21 protein-coding genes are annotated in these 17,777 nt (G+C 32.4%); 9 read left to right on the top strand and 12 right to left on the bottom strand.

Features of this window, described 5'->3' with window-relative positions:
* Window positions 1-62: 62 nt before the first annotated feature.
* Window positions 63-1,058, top strand: coding sequence for a tRNA dihydrouridine synthase DusB (dusB, locus tag VK164_RS08210; protein ID WP_324208883.1), 996 nt, complete (start codon window positions 63-65; stop codon window positions 1,056-1,058).
* Between the two features lie 2 nt (window positions 1,059-1,060).
* On the opposite strand, the gene VK164_RS08205 is transcribed toward dusB, so the two are convergent.
* The 6 genes from VK164_RS08205 to VK164_RS08180 all read right to left on the bottom strand — a co-directional run bounded on the left by VK164_RS08205 (window position 1,061) and on the right by VK164_RS08180 (window position 7,051).
* Window positions 1,061-2,485, bottom strand: coding sequence for an MATE family efflux transporter (locus VK164_RS08205; protein WP_324208882.1), 1,425 nt, complete (start codon window positions 2,483-2,485; stop codon window positions 1,061-1,063).
* A 120-nt stretch (window positions 2,486-2,605) separates the two neighbouring features.
* Window positions 2,606-2,965 (bottom strand): nuclear transport factor 2 family protein, encoded by a 360-nt coding sequence (locus VK164_RS08200; protein WP_324208881.1) that lies wholly within the window; start codon window positions 2,963-2,965, stop codon window positions 2,606-2,608.
* Between the two features lie 93 nt (window positions 2,966-3,058).
* Complete coding sequence (locus tag VK164_RS08195; protein WP_324208880.1) at window positions 3,059-3,952, bottom strand: pseudouridine synthase; 894 nt, start codon at window positions 3,950-3,952, stop codon at window positions 3,059-3,061.
* 30 nt (window positions 3,953-3,982) lie between these two features.
* Entirely contained in the window at window positions 3,983-4,903 is a 921-nt protein-coding gene (locus tag VK164_RS08190) for a geranylgeranylglycerol-phosphate geranylgeranyltransferase (RefSeq protein WP_324208879.1), read from the bottom strand.
* A gap of 86 nt (window positions 4,904-4,989) precedes the next feature.
* A complete protein-coding gene (locus VK164_RS08185; RefSeq protein WP_324208878.1) occupies window positions 4,990-5,928 on the bottom strand; it encodes a mevalonate kinase in 939 nt (312 codons plus the stop codon).
* 46 nt (window positions 5,929-5,974) lie between these two features.
* Window positions 5,975-7,051: a diphosphomevalonate decarboxylase gene (locus VK164_RS08180; RefSeq protein ID WP_324208877.1), complete on the bottom strand. Its 1,077-nt coding sequence runs from the start codon at window positions 7,049-7,051 to the stop codon at window positions 5,975-5,977.
* Window positions 7,052-7,133: 82 nt separating this feature from the next.
* Between VK164_RS08180 and VK164_RS08175 the strand changes: the two genes are divergently transcribed.
* Window positions 7,134-7,610 carry a TspO/MBR family protein gene (locus VK164_RS08175; protein WP_324208876.1) on the top strand — a complete coding sequence of 159 codons (477 nt, stop codon included), beginning with the start codon at window positions 7,134-7,136 and terminating at the stop codon, window positions 7,608-7,610.
* Between the two features lie 522 nt (window positions 7,611-8,132).
* Window positions 8,133-8,822 carry a recombinase family protein gene (locus VK164_RS08170; protein ID WP_324208875.1) on the top strand — a complete coding sequence of 230 codons (690 nt, stop codon included), beginning with the start codon at window positions 8,133-8,135 and terminating at the stop codon, window positions 8,820-8,822.
* On the opposite strand, the gene VK164_RS08165 is transcribed toward VK164_RS08170, so the two are convergent.
* On the bottom strand, window positions 8,799-9,053 hold the full coding sequence (locus tag VK164_RS08165) for a helix-turn-helix transcriptional regulator (RefSeq protein ID WP_324208874.1): 255 nt from the start codon (window positions 9,051-9,053) through the stop codon (window positions 8,799-8,801). The genes VK164_RS08170 and VK164_RS08165 overlap by 24 nt on opposite strands.
* Before the next feature lie 146 nt (window positions 9,054-9,199).
* Between VK164_RS08165 and VK164_RS08160 the strand changes: the two genes are divergently transcribed.
* Window positions 9,200-9,775 carry a DUF4352 domain-containing protein gene (locus tag VK164_RS08160; RefSeq protein WP_324208873.1) on the top strand — a complete coding sequence of 192 codons (576 nt, stop codon included), beginning with the start codon at window positions 9,200-9,202 and terminating at the stop codon, window positions 9,773-9,775.
* Window positions 9,776-9,891: 116 nt separating this feature from the next.
* The gene (locus tag VK164_RS08155; RefSeq protein WP_324208872.1) at window positions 9,892-10,164 is read left to right on the top strand and encodes a hypothetical protein; all 273 of its coding nucleotides are present in this window, start codon (window positions 9,892-9,894) and stop codon (window positions 10,162-10,164) included.
* Between the two features lie 45 nt (window positions 10,165-10,209).
* Here VK164_RS08155 and VK164_RS08150 read toward each other — a convergent pair whose 3' ends face one another.
* From VK164_RS08150 to VK164_RS08130, 5 genes are read right to left on the bottom strand one after another with little or no spacing between them, the layout of a single operon-like run.
* Window positions 10,210-10,449, bottom strand: a complete 240-nt coding sequence (locus tag VK164_RS08150) for a DUF2188 domain-containing protein (RefSeq protein WP_324208871.1) — start codon at window positions 10,447-10,449, stop codon at window positions 10,210-10,212.
* A gap of 17 nt (window positions 10,450-10,466) precedes the next feature.
* Window positions 10,467-10,820, bottom strand: a complete 354-nt coding sequence (locus tag VK164_RS08145) for a DUF6527 family protein (RefSeq protein ID WP_324208870.1) — start codon at window positions 10,818-10,820, stop codon at window positions 10,467-10,469.
* Complete coding sequence (locus VK164_RS08140) at window positions 10,798-11,538, bottom strand: ThiF family adenylyltransferase (protein ID WP_324208869.1); 741 nt, start codon at window positions 11,536-11,538, stop codon at window positions 10,798-10,800. Before VK164_RS08140 ends, VK164_RS08145 begins: the two co-directional genes overlap by 23 nt.
* Window positions 11,535-11,957 (bottom strand): DUF6791 domain-containing protein, encoded by a 423-nt coding sequence (locus VK164_RS08135; RefSeq protein WP_324208993.1) that lies wholly within the window; start codon window positions 11,955-11,957, stop codon window positions 11,535-11,537. Before VK164_RS08135 ends, VK164_RS08140 begins: the two co-directional genes overlap by 4 nt.
* A 7-nt stretch (window positions 11,958-11,964) precedes the next feature.
* Window positions 11,965-12,651, bottom strand: a complete 687-nt coding sequence (locus VK164_RS08130; protein WP_324208868.1) for a multiubiquitin domain-containing protein — start codon at window positions 12,649-12,651, stop codon at window positions 11,965-11,967.
* 450 nt (window positions 12,652-13,101) lie between these two features.
* Here VK164_RS08130 and VK164_RS08125 point away from each other — a divergent pair, with 450 nt between their 5' ends.
* From VK164_RS08125 to VK164_RS08110, 4 genes are all read left to right on the top strand, one after another.
* Complete coding sequence (locus VK164_RS08125) at window positions 13,102-13,458, top strand: helix-turn-helix transcriptional regulator (RefSeq protein WP_324208867.1); 357 nt, start codon at window positions 13,102-13,104, stop codon at window positions 13,456-13,458.
* The gene (locus tag VK164_RS08120; RefSeq protein ID WP_324208866.1) at window positions 13,448-13,969 is read left to right on the top strand and encodes an ImmA/IrrE family metallo-endopeptidase; all 522 of its coding nucleotides are present in this window, start codon (window positions 13,448-13,450) and stop codon (window positions 13,967-13,969) included. Before VK164_RS08125 ends, VK164_RS08120 begins: the two co-directional genes overlap by 11 nt.
* Window positions 13,970-14,229: 260 nt before the next feature.
* Window positions 14,230-15,240 carry an AAA family ATPase gene (locus tag VK164_RS08115; protein WP_324208865.1) on the top strand — a complete coding sequence of 337 codons (1,011 nt, stop codon included), beginning with the start codon at window positions 14,230-14,232 and terminating at the stop codon, window positions 15,238-15,240.
* A 3-nt stretch (window positions 15,241-15,243) separates the two neighbouring features.
* Window positions 15,244-17,697 (top strand): S8 family peptidase, encoded by a 2,454-nt coding sequence (locus tag VK164_RS08110; protein WP_324208864.1) that lies wholly within the window; start codon window positions 15,244-15,246, stop codon window positions 17,695-17,697.
* Window positions 17,698-17,777 lie beyond the last annotated feature (80 nt).

The following is a 17,777-nucleotide window of genomic DNA, read 5'->3' as shown; positions in this document are numbered from 1 at the left end:
ACAAGTTTTCAAAACCTAATGGCTGTAAAAATTTCCTATCTTTGCAAAAAAATTGAAGTACAATGCCTAAAATTGGTAACATTACACTACCTGATTTTCCTCTATTATTAGCACCAATGGAAGATGTGAGTGATCCGCCATTTCGTCGTTTATGTAAATTACATGGGGCTGATTTAATGTATTCTGAATTTATTTCCTCAGAAGGATTGATTCGTGATGCTATGAAAAGCAAGCAAAAGTTAGATATTTTTGATTACGAACGCCCTGTAGGAATTCAGATTTTTGGTGGTGATGAAGAAGCGATGGAAATGAGTGCTAAAATTGTAGATACAGTTCAACCGGATTTGGTTGATATTAATTTTGGTTGTCCTGTTAAGAAAGTTGTTTGCAAAGGAGCTGGAGCTGGTGTTTTGAAAGATGTAGATTTGATGATTCGCTTAACTAAAGCAGTTATCAAAGGAACAAGTTTACCAGTTACCGTGAAAACACGTTTGGGTTGGGATGAAAATTCAATCAATATTGACGAAGTTGCCGAACGTTTGCAAGATATAGGTGTACAAGCCTTAACGGTACATGCTAGGACTCGAGCACAAATGTATAAAGGTCATTCTGATTGGAGTCATATTCAAAGAATTAAAGAAAACCCTAGAATTACGATGCCAATTTTCGGAAATGGCGATATTGATTCTCCTGAAAAAGCATTGGAATACAAAAATAAATACGGTTTAGATGGCATGATGATTGGTCGCGCTGCTATTGGTTATCCGTGGATTTTTAATGAAATTAAACATTATTTCACTACTGGAGAAAAATTAGCTCCACCAAGCATGAATGACCGAATCGAAGCCGCAAGAAACCACTTAATTTGGAGTATTGAATGGAAAGGTGAAAGATTAGGAATAAACGAAATGCGTCGTCATTACACCAACTATTTCAAAGGTATTCACGGTTTTAAAGAGTACAAACAAAAATTGGTTACCACAGATGGCATCAATCAATTGTTAGATGTGTTTACTGAGATTGAACAGGTGTATACGGATTATGTTTTTGAGGGATAAAACTATACCTCAATTCTCTTCCATTTTCCTTTTTTATACAAAACATATCCTGCAATTGTAATGCATGCTTCTGCAATTGGAATAGCCATAAAAACACCAGTAGGTCCCATTTTTAAATGCTTCGCCAAAAAATAAGCCAACGGAATTTGAAACAACCAAAATCCAAAAAAATTAATTTTTGTGGGCGTCCAGGTATCTCCAGCTCCGTTAAAAACATTAATGAGCACCATACCAATTCCGTAAAAAACATAACCAAGACTTACTATTTGAAGTGCTTCAACGGCAATTTTTAAAACTACCGCATCGTTTGTAAACAACGAAACCATATATTCTGCACCAGTTAATGTAATAACCGTGATGATTGCCATAAAAATTACATTGTATTTTGCAGTCACAAAAACCGACTTTTCGGCGCGTTCGACTTGTTTTGCGCCTAAATTTTGCCCTACCAAAGTTGCAGCTGCACCACTTAATCCCCAAGCAGGAAGTATGAAAAACATCATGATTCGCAATGCAGTTTGATATCCAGCAGAACCTTGATCACCGCCTGTTGTTGCTACCAATTTGGCTAAAAATATCCAACTGCAGGATGCAATTACAAATTGTAAAACGCCAGGGGCAGCAATTTTTACTATTGCCTTTATCTGTTCAAAATCGGGAGTAATATAGGCAAGCACCATTTTTATTACACCCTTGCCATTAAACAAATTATATAATTGATATAAAACACCAATGCTTCTTCCAGTTGTTGTTGCCATTGCAGCTCCTGTTAATCCAAAGGCAGGAATTGGTCCTAAACCGTTAATGAATATTGGACATAAAATAATGTTACAAATGTTTGCCAACCACAAACTTTTCATGGCTATTGCAGCATTTCCGGCACCTCTAAAAATTCCGTTTATCAAGAATAAAAGCATTATAGAAGTACTTCCACCCATCATAATTTGAACAAAAGAAGTTCCGTAAATAGCAGATTCTCTGGAAGAACCCATCCACATGAGCATATCGGTCGCAAAAACAATTCCTAAAACACTAATTACAATATTTATTACAACGGCTATAACGATAGCTTGCATACCTGCTTTAGCGGCAGCAACTGGGTCTTTTTCACCAATTCTTCTGGCAACAACAGCCGTGGCTGCCATACTAATTCCAATAGCTAACGAGTATATTATTGTGAGAACCGACTCTGTTAATCCAACGGTTTGTACAGCAAAACTGCTGTTTTCTAAATGCCCAACAAAATACAGATCTACTAATGCAAAAACCGATTCCATCATCATTTCTAAAACCATTGGAATGGCAAGTAAAATAACGGCAGTATTTATTTTTCCAGATGTAAAATCATAATTTGACTCGCCATTTAATGCCATTTTTATGGTAGAAAAAACGCGTGAAAATATATTTTTTGATGATTTTTCAGTCATTTTGAATGAAATTAAACTTTAAATATGTCAACAACCAAATATAACTAAATTCATAAAATAGTTAATAAAATAATTCTGTACCTAATCATAAGCAATTAGGCAGAAAAAAATCACATTTATCTACCCATGATACACCCTAGAAAAAACAATCTTTCCTTCTTTAATTTCTAGAACTTCAGCTACCAACATATCTTCTTCTCCTGCTACTTGACGTGTGTATTCCATGAAAACTCGGTCGGTGTTGGCGGTTAATGAGGTTACTTTGTAATGTAATGTTGGTAATCTATCAAAAGCATCTTGCCACCAAACGCGCATCGCTTCTTTTCCAATGATTAAACCATTAGTTTCGGGTTGACGAATTTTTAATTTCGGACTAAAATGTTGCGCTTCGTCATCGTATAATGCTAATAGCTTTTCTAAGTTTTTAGTGTTGAAAGCATCAAACCATCGAATGGCAATTTGTTGTAGTTGATTGGGCATAAAATTTAGATTTAAAACAAGTTACAAAAGGTTGGTAAATAAAAAAAGGCACAAAGAAAAAATCGATGTGCCAATATCTTTCAAAAAATACGTTTAAGCATTTTTAAGGTTGATGATTTCTTGTTCGGTTAAGAATCTCCAATCGCCTCTTGGCAAATTTTTCTTGGTTAAACCTGCAAAAGTTACTCGGTCAACTTTTAAAACGTCATATTTTAGGTGTTCAAAAATTTTACGAACGATTTTTACATTTGACGTTTTCATTTTCAAACCGATTTCACTTTTTGGTTGATCTTCAATATATGTGATTTCCTCGACGTAAACTCTGTGATCATCAATAGTTAATCCTTTTTGGATTTTCTCTAAATCTTCAAATTTTAGATTTTTATCCAACGTTACTTGATATACTTTAGAGGAACGTTGATTAGGAACGGTAAATTTCTGAACAATTTCAGTATCATTAGTAAACAATAACAAACCCGTTGTTGTTTTGTCCATTCTTCCTACAGGCATCAAATTTGCTTTTGTAGCATTTCGTACCAAATCCAAAACATTTGCCGAACCAGGTGCATCATCTCCAGCTGTTGAGAAATTTTTAGGTTTGTTTAGTAAAATATATTCTTTTTTTTCTGGAGTAATATTTACTCCATCAAATTGAACAGCATCTGTTAATTTAACTTTATATCCCATTTCTGTAACAACTACACCATTTACTTTTACATTTCCACTTTGAATGTAAATATCAGCATCTCTACGACTACACATTCCTGAATTTGAAATGTATCGATTTAAACGAATTTCATCTGGATTTGAAGGTTTTTTGGGAGATTTTGATGTCTTTGGCGATTCTTTTGCAGCCTCAGGTTTTGTAGCAAATTTTGAAGGCGCTTTTCTTATAGGTGCATTTCCTCTGGAATTACTAGCTTTCTTGTATCCTCCTTGTCTTGCAGAACCCGGACGGCTTTTATCGTTATCTTGATGACGTGACATAATTGTAAACAAATTTTTGCAAAGATATAACTAATATGTTGAAATCAATTTTTTGCCGTGAATTAAAACGGAAGGTTCTATTAAAATGATACAAAAAACACCAGAAACAATAATCAACTTTAATAAGAAATGGAGTTTTAAATATTCGGTTTTTTTAGTTGCTTTCCATAGTAATATACCAAAAAACAGCAATGCAATTAAACTCAAATAAAAATAGATATCCATGTAACCTACGTTGTATATTTCAATTAAAAAATACACAGGAACCAAAGTTAAAAAGGTTAAAATTGAAATTACTATTTTAGCCGTTTTTTCACCAAAAGCAACTGGAATAGTTTTATAATCTGCTATTAAATCTCCTTCAATATTTTCTAAATCTTTAATTATTTCTCTAATTAAAATTAATAAGAGTAAAAAAATAGCGTGTGCAAAAATAACGGCATAAAAATTTTTATAATACATTAAAATTCCAAAGAAAGGTAAAATAGCCAGAATTGCCGCGGTAATATTCCCAACAAAGAACATTTTTTTTAATTTGTGTGAATAAAACCAAATTAAAAAAATATAGGTCGAAAAAAACAGCATTGCTCTCCAAGAAATAAAAAGCATTAGGAAAACTACAATAAAATTAATTGTAAAATACACCTTAAGTTTGGTTTCTTGACGTACTAATCGATCAATCATTGCTTTTTTTGGCCGGTTGATTAAATCTTTCTTGGCATCGTAAAAATTATTTATGATATAGCCAGAAGCTATGGTTAGGGTAGAAGCAAAAACAATTAGAAACAATCTCCAATCAAGAATAATCTCCAATGCTCTTTTTTCGGGAGCGAGGATGAAAATTGCAGAAAGATATTGAGCCAAAGCAATTACCCAAATATTGTATCCTCTGATTACAGAGAAGAAGCTTGCGATTTTTTTGAGTGTTAATTTGGATTTACGAGTAAGCATTTTTTTCTTGGTATTGGGTAAAAAGTATTAGATGAAAGGTAATAAATAAAACCTTATACCTTTTGACCTTTACCTATTTGCCCATTTTAAAAATTATAAACTACTTCTAATTTATAGTCTTTTAGTGATTCTTTAGCTTTATCTAAATCTTGAGTAAATCCTAGAATATAACCACCACCACCAGAACCACACAATTTTAAATAGTAATCGTTTGTGTCAATTCCTTTTTGCCAAACTTGGTGGAATTGTTCTGGAATCATTGGTTTAAAGTTGTTTAAAACTACTTTAGATAGTTGTTTAGTGTTTTCAAATAACGATTTTACATCACCGTGCAAGAAATTTTCCACACAAGCATCTGTATATTTAATAAATTGAGATTTTAACATCGTACGGAATCCGTTATCTTTTAAGTTTTCCATAAAAATAGAAACCATTGGAGCTGTTTCGCCCACAATTCCTGAATCAATTAAGAAAACCGCACCTTTTCCTTGTGTACTTTGTGTTGGAATTCCAGTTGCTTCAATATTATCTTTCGAATTGATTAAAATTGGAATACTCAAATAACTGTTCAAAGGATCTAAACCTGAACTTTTTCCATGGAAAAACGATTCCATTTGCGAAAAAATTGTTTTCAATTGCAATAATTTTTCACGCGTTAAATTTTCTAAAACCGTGATTTTGTTGTTTGCATATTTATCATAAATAGCTGCTACTAGAGCACCACTACTACCTACACCATATCCTTGTGGAATGCTCGAATCAAAGTACATTCCGCTGTTTACATCTTGTCTTAAAACTTCTAAATTGAAAGTTACTAATTCAGGTTGTTCGGCTTGTAAATTTTCTAAATAAGTGACGAACTTTCTTAAACTTTCGTTTGATTTTATGGCACTTTCTGAAGGATTTTCATCTTTCTTTAAAGCACCATTGTAGAAATTATATGGAATTGAAAGTCCTTTCGAATCTTGGATAATTCCATATTCTCCGAAAAGTAATATTTTTGAGTAAAAAAGTGGTCCTTTCATAAATTTCAGTTTTCTTTTTCAGTAAACAATGAGTAAATGTACAAAATTAATTTGATTTTGCACCAATCCCAATTTGATCACAAATATACTGACCATTTTGACAATGTCCAACTAATTCATCTTGAATAAATTGTAAAACTTTTACGCTAACGTTTTCGGGATATAAAATGTGCACATTTGATCCAGCATCTAATGTAAAGCAAACTGGAATTTGTGTTTCATTTCTGAATTTCCAAATCTTATTGATAATTTCTAATGTATTGGGTTTCATCAAGATAAAATAAGGCATGGAAGTCATCATCATGGCGTGCAAAGTCAAGGCTTCGCTTTCTACGATTTTGATGAATTCTTCTATATTTCCAGATGTTAAAATCGTTTTGATTTTGGATAAATTTTCGTGGGCTTGAGCAAAACGTCTTTCAGCATATGGATGATTGTGCATTAAATCATGACCAACCGTACTTGAAACTTGCTTTTCTCCTTTATCGACTAACAAAATCGTATCTTGATAGTTTTTAAAGTTAGAATGAATTTCCGAAAATTCCACCCCAAACAAATCTGAACTTCCATTAATTTCAGCATGATTACCCCAAACTACCACTTCGCCTTTGATACTTCTGCACGCGCTTCCACTTCCTAATCTTGCCAAAAAAGAAGCTTTTGAATAAAAGTATTCGTTAGAAATTGATGGATTTATTACTTTTTCTAAACTCATTATATTCATAGCTAAAGCTGCCATTCCGGATGCCGAAGAAGCAATTCCTGAACTATGAGGAAAGGTGTTTTGAGTATCAATTTTGAAATGATATTCCTTTAAAAAAGGACAATATAGCTCAATTCTTTCGAAGAATTTTTGAATTTTAGGCTTAAAATCTTCTTTTGGTTTTCCTTCAAAAAGCAAATCGAATGAAAAACAATTATTTTCCAATTTTTTAACCACTTCCAGTTTTGTAATCGTTTTACAATTGTTTAACGTGAAACTTATTGATGGATTAGCCGGAATTTGGTTTTCTTTCTTACCCCAATATTTCACCAAGGCAATATTACTAGGTGCGCTCCATTCGAAACTAGCCGATTCAATGGAATTATATGATGTTGTTATAAAATCTTTTTCAGTAAGCATTGCTTAAAATTTTGACAAAAATACCGATTTTGATTGATTTGTTCCCTTGATATTTCGTTAATTTGCTTATAAAATTGAAATGATGACAAAATATTTACGAATTATAAACTTAGTAATTGTTTGTTTGGCGGTAGGTTATTTATCTAGTAAGGTTACTCAAGCAAGTATAGAATCATGGTATCCATTGATAAAAAAGCCATTTTTCAATCCGCCGAATTGGGTTTTTGCTCCCGTATGGACTTTGCTTTTTGTGCTAATGGGAATTTCAGGTGGTTTAATTTGGAATCAAATGGCTACAAAAATGCCTTTGGTTAAAAAAGGGATGCTTTTCTTTATTATCCAATTGGCATTAAATGCACTTTGGTCATATATTTTCTTTGGATTGCATAATTTTTTATTAGCCATTGTTGAAATTATTCTACTTTGGTTAATGATTTATGAAACTTATTTTGTTTTCAAACAGATTGACAAAAAAGCAGCTTATCTACTAATTCCTTACTTGATTTGGGTAGGATTTGCAACAATTTTAACGGGAAGTATTTTTTGGTTGAATCGATAATAAATAAAAAAGTCTTACATTTCTGTAAGACTTTTTTGCTCCCCTAAATATTAATTTATCGAACCAATTAGTGGAAAGTTTTAAGAAAATCTACGAATTAAAAGGCTTCATAGACATTGACTCTAATACAGATAGTTTGATAAATAAGAAAGAAATCTCAACATCTGTCTATGTTTAATATCCCTTACTTATATAGAACCTAATATCATAATAGTTATGACAGTTGAAAAGCAATGAAAAATTATATGAATATCATTATTTAAGACTGTACCAAAGAATTAGCAAAAAGTGTCTAATGAGACAAAAAAGCAAATAAAAAGGAGGGCTTTCAAAAATTTCACTTTTTACAAAAAAGCAACTATAAAACCAGTAATACCAATACATTAGAACAGTTTAAAATTTTATGAGACACTTTTAAAAATTCAAAAAAATTGAGACACTTCAAAAATATCTACCTAAGAGATAAAAAAATTAAAAAAGAATGTATAATAATCTAAACGTCCGTTTATACTTTATAACACTATGAAAAAATATGTATCATATTATAGAGTTTCCACTCAACAACAGGGAAATTCAGGGTTGGGATTACAATCTCAAAAGAGCATGGTTAATACTTTCCTTAAAAAAGAAGATGTTTTAATTAATGAATACGAAGAAATTGAATCAGGAAAAAACAACAACCGTCCTGAATTACTAAAAGCTATTGAACAATGCAAAAAAGATAAAGCAATATTATTAATTGCTAAACTAGATAGGCTTTCGAGAAATGCTTCTTTCATTTTCACTTTAAGAGATTCTAATATTGAATTTGTTTGTACTGACATACCTGAAGCAAATTCAGTCACAATTGGAATAATGGCTGTTTTGGCTCAAGATGAAAGAGAAAGAATAAGCAAACGAACTAAAGATGCTTTAGCTGAATTAAAAAGAAAAGGAGTAAAACTAGGTTCGCCACAAAATTTGACAAATGAAGCAAGATTAAAGGGAATTGAAGCTACAATCCAAAAAGCCCTTAACAACGAAAACAATCGTAAAGCAACTGCACTAATCATATCTCTAAAGAAAGATAATTTAAGTTATCGAAGAATTGCTTTTGAACTAAATAAAAATGGGTTTAAAACAAGTATGGGGATGGAGTTTTCAGGAAGTCAAGTTTTATTTTTACTAAGAAGACATCTTGCAAATAATTTAAACTTTAACATTTCCCAATAAATCCGAAAGAGATATTTTTAATGCTTTGGCTATTATTGATAAAGTAACAATGTTGGGAGTAACTTTACCTTTTTCAATTTTATATAGGTATTGTCTATCTTTTCCTATCGATTCAGCTAATTCAGTTTGAGTTAGATTCAGCTTTTTTCTAAACACAACAACCTGTTCCCCTACTAGTTTAGGAACTGTATTCGACAAGTTTGCTATTTCGATTTCTGTTAGACTTTGCATTTATGCAAGTTGCAAGCAAAAACATTATTATTTGTAACCTTAAAATACTACATTTTTATATATTTGTAGTATATCATTTATCAAAAGTAAGATCAATTTAATCGGCAATAGTGCCAAAAAACAACTTAAACAAATAAAGACAGTAAATGGAAACAAATCAAACACCAAAAAAGAAAATGAGCCTAGGTAAAAAAATACTAATTGGTTTCGGAGTACTAATTGTAATCGGCATAATCTCAAATGCTGGGAAAGAAAAAAAAGAAAAAACAGTAGAGAAATCATCAAATTCAAAAGAACAGGTTGTAGAAAAACAAACTGGAGTAAAAATCGGAGAAATTCTAAAAACCGATTATTTCGATATAACTGCAAATAAAGTAGATTTAACAGACAGAGTAAATACCGGAAATGAGTTTTCAGACTTGAAACCAGAAGAAGGAAATAAGTATTTGATAATTAATTCAACATTTAAAAATACTGACAGTGAAAGTCGAATGATAATCGAGGGTTCAGTTTGGATAAACTATAATGGAAAAGACTATGAATTTGACAAATCTGAATCAGTAATGGCTGAGGGCTTTGGTGCTTTACTTGAACAAATAAATCCATTAACATCAATAACTACAAATTTAGTTTATAAAATTCCAGCAGAAATAACAGGAGATGCCTATTGGCAACCGGGGCGTTCTGATGATGATGAAAGAATATTTTTGGGGACATTATAGATTTAACTATATATAAGTTAATTTTATAAATAAATTTCGTATTTTATTCATAAATACTTGCATAATAATCAGATATTTCGTATATTTGTCTTTTATTTCGAGCTAACGAAAAAGGCTTGAGTCTAATAAAGGTGGAGTTCTTTGCTTTTCTGGCATATTTAATTTTGGCTATTGTATATGGATACAAAACTTTTGAGCCTGCTTACAATCACAAGCAGATGTCGTATTATGAGGTGAAAGCTGATACCGACAATAATGAAAACTTAAACGATAATTTTAAACTTAAAGAACAGTCAGATATGGAAAGAACAATAAATAATGAAGACGCGCTTGAACAAGCACAACAAAGTCCAGAATTAACCGCAGAGAACCCATCGCAGAATCATTAACTTTTTCCTAAAATATAAAACAGCCCTCTAGAGGGCTGTTTTTTTTTATCCGGGAGTCTGAGACGGGTCACTACTTTTTGGGTATGTCCTCTCCTCTTGGAACTTACCATCCTGTTTATGAATGATAACATTTGAATTTCCATTATGATTCTTAGCGATTTCAATGGTTCTTTGCATTACTTCGGCTTTTGTATTACCTGTAGTAGATGCTCTTTGACCTTCTTCGGCTTTTCCTTGCCAGCCGGTCTCTGTTTTTGTGACGTGATACGTCTTTCTTTCAGCCATGTTGTAAAATTTAATAATTAATCTTTTTTCTTTCTTTTAAAATACTTCTTTATGGCTTTAAAATCAGATTTCCTGTTTTTATCAATCTGAATTTCTGACCAAGAAGGAGCAACAATAATTTCATTATGTTTAATCCAATAATGCGATTTACATTCAAAACTCCAGTTCCCTATAGAAGGTGATAAAGAAACTGTTTTACCGTCATAAGTCAATTTCCAATGATTTGGAGTAATTGGAGTAATGACTTTATTACCGCAACCGCAGGCACAAAGATGCACTGCGGTTTTATATTCCACGGTAATATACAATATCCCTTCCTCTAATACACGAGGAATGAATTCTACGAAACTAAATGTCAGCAAGGTCTTCATTAAGCAATTTTCCAGTACTCGTAAAATATAAGTTATTGTGTTCTTTCTTTAAATCTTGGTAAAAACCAACCATCTTCTTCCAGCGAAGGACTGCAAATGCCGCGTTAAGACAATTTAAATCTGCAATCTGAATATTGGTAGCATATTCATTGTCTGCGAACTCTTCAGAGCCAATACGGTGCGGGAGGTGTTCGAAATAATTAGGTGTTCCAGCTGTAACGCGAATCGTTCCCAAGAGTTGGTCACCGACCTGTTTCAAACCCATGCCTACATCAATAAATGGTATTTTTAACCTAAGAAGTTCCTTTGTAATAAAACTTCTGACTTTGTTACTGTCAACACTGATAAAAACAAAATCATAGTCTGCTAATTCCGAAATATTTGATTCATTAACGTATGCATGATGTGGAATTACACCATTGCGTAAGTGAGAATAAATTTCGGTGAAGTAGCCAACTTTAGAAAGATTACCATCGGAGTCAAACTTATCTGCCGGACAAGCACCAGGAGCTCGGAAAGCATTATGAACCTCAAAAACATCTCCATCATATAGATGAATCTCAGCAACATGAGTTTTAGCAACCAAATCAAGTATATAAGAACCTGTCCCGCCAACTCCCACTATCGCAATTTTATGCCCTTCAAACTTGGTGTTCAAAGCCATGATTCCTGCTCTAGACGAATTGGTGTCGGGGTATTTAAAAACTTCATCCATCATTTTGTTACCTCCTTTCTCGGTCTGCTTGTTACTGTTGGCGCAATTGCTTTTGCAGGCGCACTGAGTATCTCAGCATATGTTCGTACTTTTTCGTAATAATCAGTATAAATACCAGTACCTCTAGGTTTACTTGAGAATTGAAAATTTACTACTATTCCCGGTGCTAATTGTTGCGCCGTACTGTTAATAATGATTTCGTTATATGAGCGACCATCGACGTGACAAGGAGTCTCTCCAATAAAACGAACCGTATGATCTCCCATTGGACCTATCACTTGTGGTGTGCGCAGTGCTAATACACAAACAATAGTTCCAAAGCAAACCTCGCAGTTAGAGTTTACATATGGAATCTGGTGGACCAGTAAATACTGTCCACCTATAAATTCCATATCATACCCGGCTTCCCAAAGCCGTAGCATGTCAGGATTATGACTTATCAGTTGCGGTTGCATGAAAAATCATTTTATGTTTAACATAAACAGCCGTTCCTTTAATCATAGAGCCTTCAGGGTTCTGTTTAGGACCGTCCTCATAAGCTACAGTATAGGCAACATTTGGATTATCATTATACGAACCGTAAGCAAGTATAATAACTTCTTCAAAACTGATTTGAGCCTTAGTCCATTTAAAAGGGTCTCCTCCTACCAAAATTTCAATTTCAAAGTTCACTGGAACAGTATAGAAACGTTCAACGGAAGGACGTGCTAAATCTACTTGCTCATCATCATCAATCAAGTTATCGATGTAAGGTTTCTTGTTGTCAAGGAAGATTTTGTCATCGGCATCAATATTAGCCACTTCACGAATCTGATTACCAGTAATAAATTGCTCCGACCATTCGTGCATATTACCATTAACAGTAAATCTTAGTTTTTCTGTAGTATAAAAATGCTCAATACCTTGACGAGCCAAATTGACCTTTGTGTCTTCGAATATTAGTTCGTCATCCCAAGGGTCAGAAATTTTTAAATAGAGCTTGTTTTCCTCAGAAATTCCAGCAAGTTCTCTAATTTCAGCACCAGTAATGTATTGCTGAGTCCATTCATAGTCTTTTTTGTTGACTATTAATTTTAACGTTGGCTTCAAAGAGCCTGATTTGTCGATGTGTTCCATCTGTTTAAGTATGTCTCCCCGGATTAAGGCAGCCAATTGTAGGGGATAGTAATACAATTAACTGTGCAGAATGTGTATTACAATTTGCATAATCCAAAAAGAATCATTACTTTTGTAGTACAGAACAAAGGGATTATTTAAGATAAAAATATCTTAAAAAAATGCGACAAACATTAACCCTATAAGTTACCCAATTTAACCAGTGCAAATGGTAGAGTTGGGTTTTTTGTTTTTACTCGAAAAACATATTGGTACAAATATAATAATTATTTCAATATGTTTACTATAAAAACATCTTTTTTTTATGTTTATTAGACAAACAATGTTATTTTATCGACAAAACGTTGGCGTAATAAACATATTTTCTTATCTTTGTATAAGAAAACACATTTTATGTTGTTATTATTCAGTACCTTTGTGCTGAAATTCAGATTATAAAAACACTTAATTATGCCAAATTTTAATTCAGTCCTTTATAAAATATTAGGAAGCAGGATTAAAGGACGCCGCGAATATCTCAAAATCAACCAAATTGATTTAGGTGACAAGGTAGGTATTGGGCGTACTTCCATAACTAATATAGAAAACGGAAGACAGAAGCCACCTCTATCAATAATTTATAAAATTTGTAAAGAGTTGAACATGGACATCTATACTGTTTTACCTACTTATGGAGAAATTGAAGAAATTATCAATGCGGATAATAACATGAACCCACTAAAACAATACTATGAAAAGTATGGTTTAGACGAAAATTTTCAGAAAGAAATAGACAATTTACTTAATAACGATACGGATGATATTTAAACACATAGAAGAAAGTTCAGAAAATCTTTTAAGAGATAATGGATTTTATAAAGTTGGTTTTGATATTGATAAGCTAGTAAAGCATTTAAAAATTGAGCTGATTAAAAAGCGTTTTGATTTTGAAAGTGATATTTCAGGCTTACTTGCCATTAACAATAATAGAGCTGTTATCTCTGTCAATTCTACGGAAGATGTTAAGCGTCAGCGATTTACAATCGCTCACGAAATTGGACATCTTACCTTACATTCAAAAGACCAACCTTTTTTTGTTAATAAAACTTCTAAAGTAATGTATAGAAATAATGCATCTGCAACAGGAGAAATATTCAAAGAAAGAGAAGCAAATGCTTTTGCCGCTGCCTTATTGATGCCTAGAGAATTAATCTCTAACGAGATTGATGAGTGCGAATTTGGTGGTGATGAAGCAGTGAAACATCTTGCTAAGCGATTTAAGGTTAGTGAACAGGCAATGTCTTTTCGCTTATCAAATCTTGGATATTACATTCGCTAAAATAAATTTATACAGAATAAAAAAGCCGCTAAATAAGCGGCTTTTTTATGTTTGGAATACTCAGCGCTACAGAGAAAAATTAAAAAATTTAAACTTGTTTATTCTAAAAACATTACCAGAGCTTGATTTAACACATATGAAGTGCTTGTTAAAAGCTTCTTTTCTTAAAAAGAACATAAAAATTAATCCCAATATTTGAATAGTATTATCCATTCTAAATCATTATTTTTGTATTTTTATACAAATAAATCATTCTTAAAATGAACCAAACGCTATTAACAAGATTATTTAAATCTATCGAAGGTAACAAAGAAGAGCCTTTGGTAAGGATAGCCTATACTATTATTGATGATGAAAGAAAAAAAGGACACACTAAATTAGCAGATAAACTTGATACGATTTTAGAGGGTAATTTGGCTCGAGTTTTAGAACCTCAACAGAATCCAACTTTAAAATTAACAAGAAATAGAGATGATGTTTTTTCAATTCCAGCTGATAGAAGATACAAACTACCTTTAGCAACTCATATAGAAAATGATTTTTTAAGACACGATATGGTTCTTGCACCAGTTGTAGAAGAAAAAATATTGAGAATTGAAAAAGAATATGTTGCCAGAGAAAGATTGGCACATCATGGTTTAAGACCACGCCAAAAAATACTTCTTTATGGTAGTTCGGGATGCGGTAAAAGCATGACTGCTGAAAGAATTGCATGGGATTTAGGATTGCCCTTTTATAAAGTTCGTTTTGATACTATAATTTCATCATATCTTGGGGAATCGGCATCTAACTTAAATAAGTTGTTTGAGAGCCTTGAAAAGTATCCTTGCGTGCTTCTTTTAGATGAATTTGATATAATTGGTAAGCAAAGAGATGTAAAATCAAACGATGTTGGCGAAATCCATCGAATCGTAAACATCGTTTTAGGTTTACTAGAAGAATATAGTGGGCAAGGAATATTGATTGCTACTACAAATTTGGAAGGCAGTTTAGACAAAGCTTTATTCAGAAGATTTGATGAAATTATTGAGCTTCCAAGACCAAATGAAAATGAAATTGTAGATTTACTTAAAATAACATTTTCTGCATTAAACCTTAATAAAAAAATTGACCTAAAGAATTACGCGAAAAATATGCAGGGTCTTTCTTATGCGTTAGTTGTTAAGATTGCAAACGATGCGGCAAAAAAATCTATTATAAACTCCCACAAAGAAATTTCTGCAGATGATTTGGATAAAGCATTAGAAGAAAATTTGGCTTTTAACAAATAAAACATGGAGAGATTTCCTCATTTAAAATTCCTTCAAAAGGTTACGGGAAAGCCTCGCTTACATGGTGGAGGAAACCCAAATCCACGTTCAGAAGAAAATAAAAACAACAAACAGGGACACTTTGGATATTTATCAGGTCAAACAAATCAAATAAAGACAAGCTGGCAAGACGAAATTAACAGAAGAGCTGCACTTAACTTAGCTCCTTTGGATAAGGATGTAATTCCAATTTTTTTAAAAATAAATCCTGATTTAATCACCTATGATTTTGATTTAAAACAATTTGGAATTGAAGTAATTTCTGAAGAAGATGAGGGGTATATTATTGGAGCTTCTTTAGACGCCTTTACTTCACTTGATGAAAAAATAAGTAAGTTTTTAAATGAACAGCATGGTGGAGCAAAAATTGCAGATTTTTGGGAAATAATTGATGGAAATAATTGGAAGCCAGAACACATTCTTTCTGATTATTTAAAATCTATTTGGAGTGACATCGTTGATGATAGGACATATAAACTAGAGGTTGGTATTGCTTTTGACAAGCCTCTAGGAAATGCACCAAATCCAAATAGCAGATTATATGAAAGAAATCTTCAAAGATACAATGAAAATCAAAGAGAAAGAGATGATCGCTTTTTAGAACGTCAAGATGAATTTGAAGCTTTTATAAGTCATTATGGTAATTTAACAAGCGGCATTATTAGTCTTGATGATAGCTTTTGTTGTGAAATAGAAATTACGGGTAAAGGATTAAAAGATTTAGTATTAAATTATCCATTTGTATTTGAAGTTTCTGAAACTGATGATATTATTGGGTTAAATAGTGAAACCGAAGAAGTCGGAAGTATAGAAATTGAAGTTATTGCTCCAGAATTAAATTCTCCAGAAGTTGGTGTAATTGACAGTGGGATAATGGAGGGGCATAAGTTAATTTCTCCCTCAATTATTGATGGAAATTCAAAATCTTATATTGATGGAGATAATTCAACAGCCGACCATACTAAAAATGGAGGACATGGTACACGTGTAGCAGGTGCGATTTTATATCCAAATGGAATAACTTCAACACAACAACCTTATCAATTACCATGCTTTATTAGAAATTTAAGAGTTTTGAATGGAGATAACAAACTTACTCATAAATTACCTGCTGAACTTATGAAAAATATTGTGGAAGATAATGAAGATTGTAAAATTTTCAATCTTTCCATAAATTCAAATGTAGCTTCAAGAATAAAACACATGTCTTCATGGGCAGCAACTATAGACACTCTAATAAATCAGAAAAAAGTGATTTTTTTGATTTCTGCAGGAAATATAAGCAAAGAAGACATAAGACATTATACTAATAGTGGCATTAGTTATCCAAATTTTTTAGATGAAAAATATTGTAGAATTGCGAATCCAGCTCAAAGTAGTTTTGCAATAACAGTAGGCTCTGTTAATCATGCAAATTTTGAAGATGATGATTTTGTATCACTAGGTATTGAAAATGAAATTTCCGCTTTTTCAAGAATCGGAACAGGTATATGGGGAATGATTAAACCTGATGTAGTTGAGTATGGTGGAGGTTTAGCAATTTCTAAAACTGGAAACATTGTTTCAAATAAAGAATCTATTTCGCCTGAACTTATTCGTTCAACATTAAACGGTGGTTCTGCAATTGGAAAGGACATTGTTGGTACTTCATTTGCTACACCTAAAGTTTCATATATTGTTGCTCAATTATTGAAATTATATCCAGATGAGGATGTAAATTTATTGAGAGCATTAGTTATTCAAGGTGCCCGATTACCAAATGCCTTTTTTGAAAACCCAACATCAAAATGCATAAAACATTTTGGCTACGGAATACCCTCTTTAGAACGAGTAACTAGAAACACTCATCAAAGGGCAACATTCTATAGTGTAGGCGAAATAAAAGCAGAAGAAGGTCACATATACTCATTAAACATCCCAGAATTTTTGAGATCTCATGTTGAAGAACATGACATTTTAATTGAAGTCACATTATCATATACCACAAAAGTCAGAAGGACGAGACAAAAGACAAAATCATACTTATCGACTTGGCTTGATTGGACAACCTCGAAGGTTGGAGAATCATTTGAAGATTTTAAAGATTATGTCCTTAAAGAAATTGAAGAAGGGGAAACTGTTTATGACAGAGACACGAGAAACGGAATGGCTGGTTGGAATTGGAGAATAAAAAGTGATACAAGAGGTACTGTCGATGGAATTAGTAGAAACAACAGTACTGTTCAAAAGGATTGGACAATTATTAAATCTCATGAGCTAACAGATGATATAAGTTTTGCTGTAAGAGGTCATAAAGGCTGGGACAAAACAAACGGAGAAGTTCCATATTCACTGGTTGTCTCAATCGAAGTATTAAACTCAAATTTGGAAATCTACGAAGCCATCAGAGTTGAAAATGAGGCACAAATAGAAACATAATATTACATATACTTCTTAATTTTATTTTCATTTGTTACGCTAGAGTAATATTTTTTTATATCTTTGTAAAAAAATAATAT

The sequence above is a fragment of the Flavobacterium sp. genome (assembly GCF_035299005.1).
Lineage (GTDB): Bacteria > Bacteroidota > Bacteroidia > Flavobacteriales > Flavobacteriaceae > Flavobacterium.
This window is presented reverse-complemented; position numbering and strand designations above follow the sequence as displayed.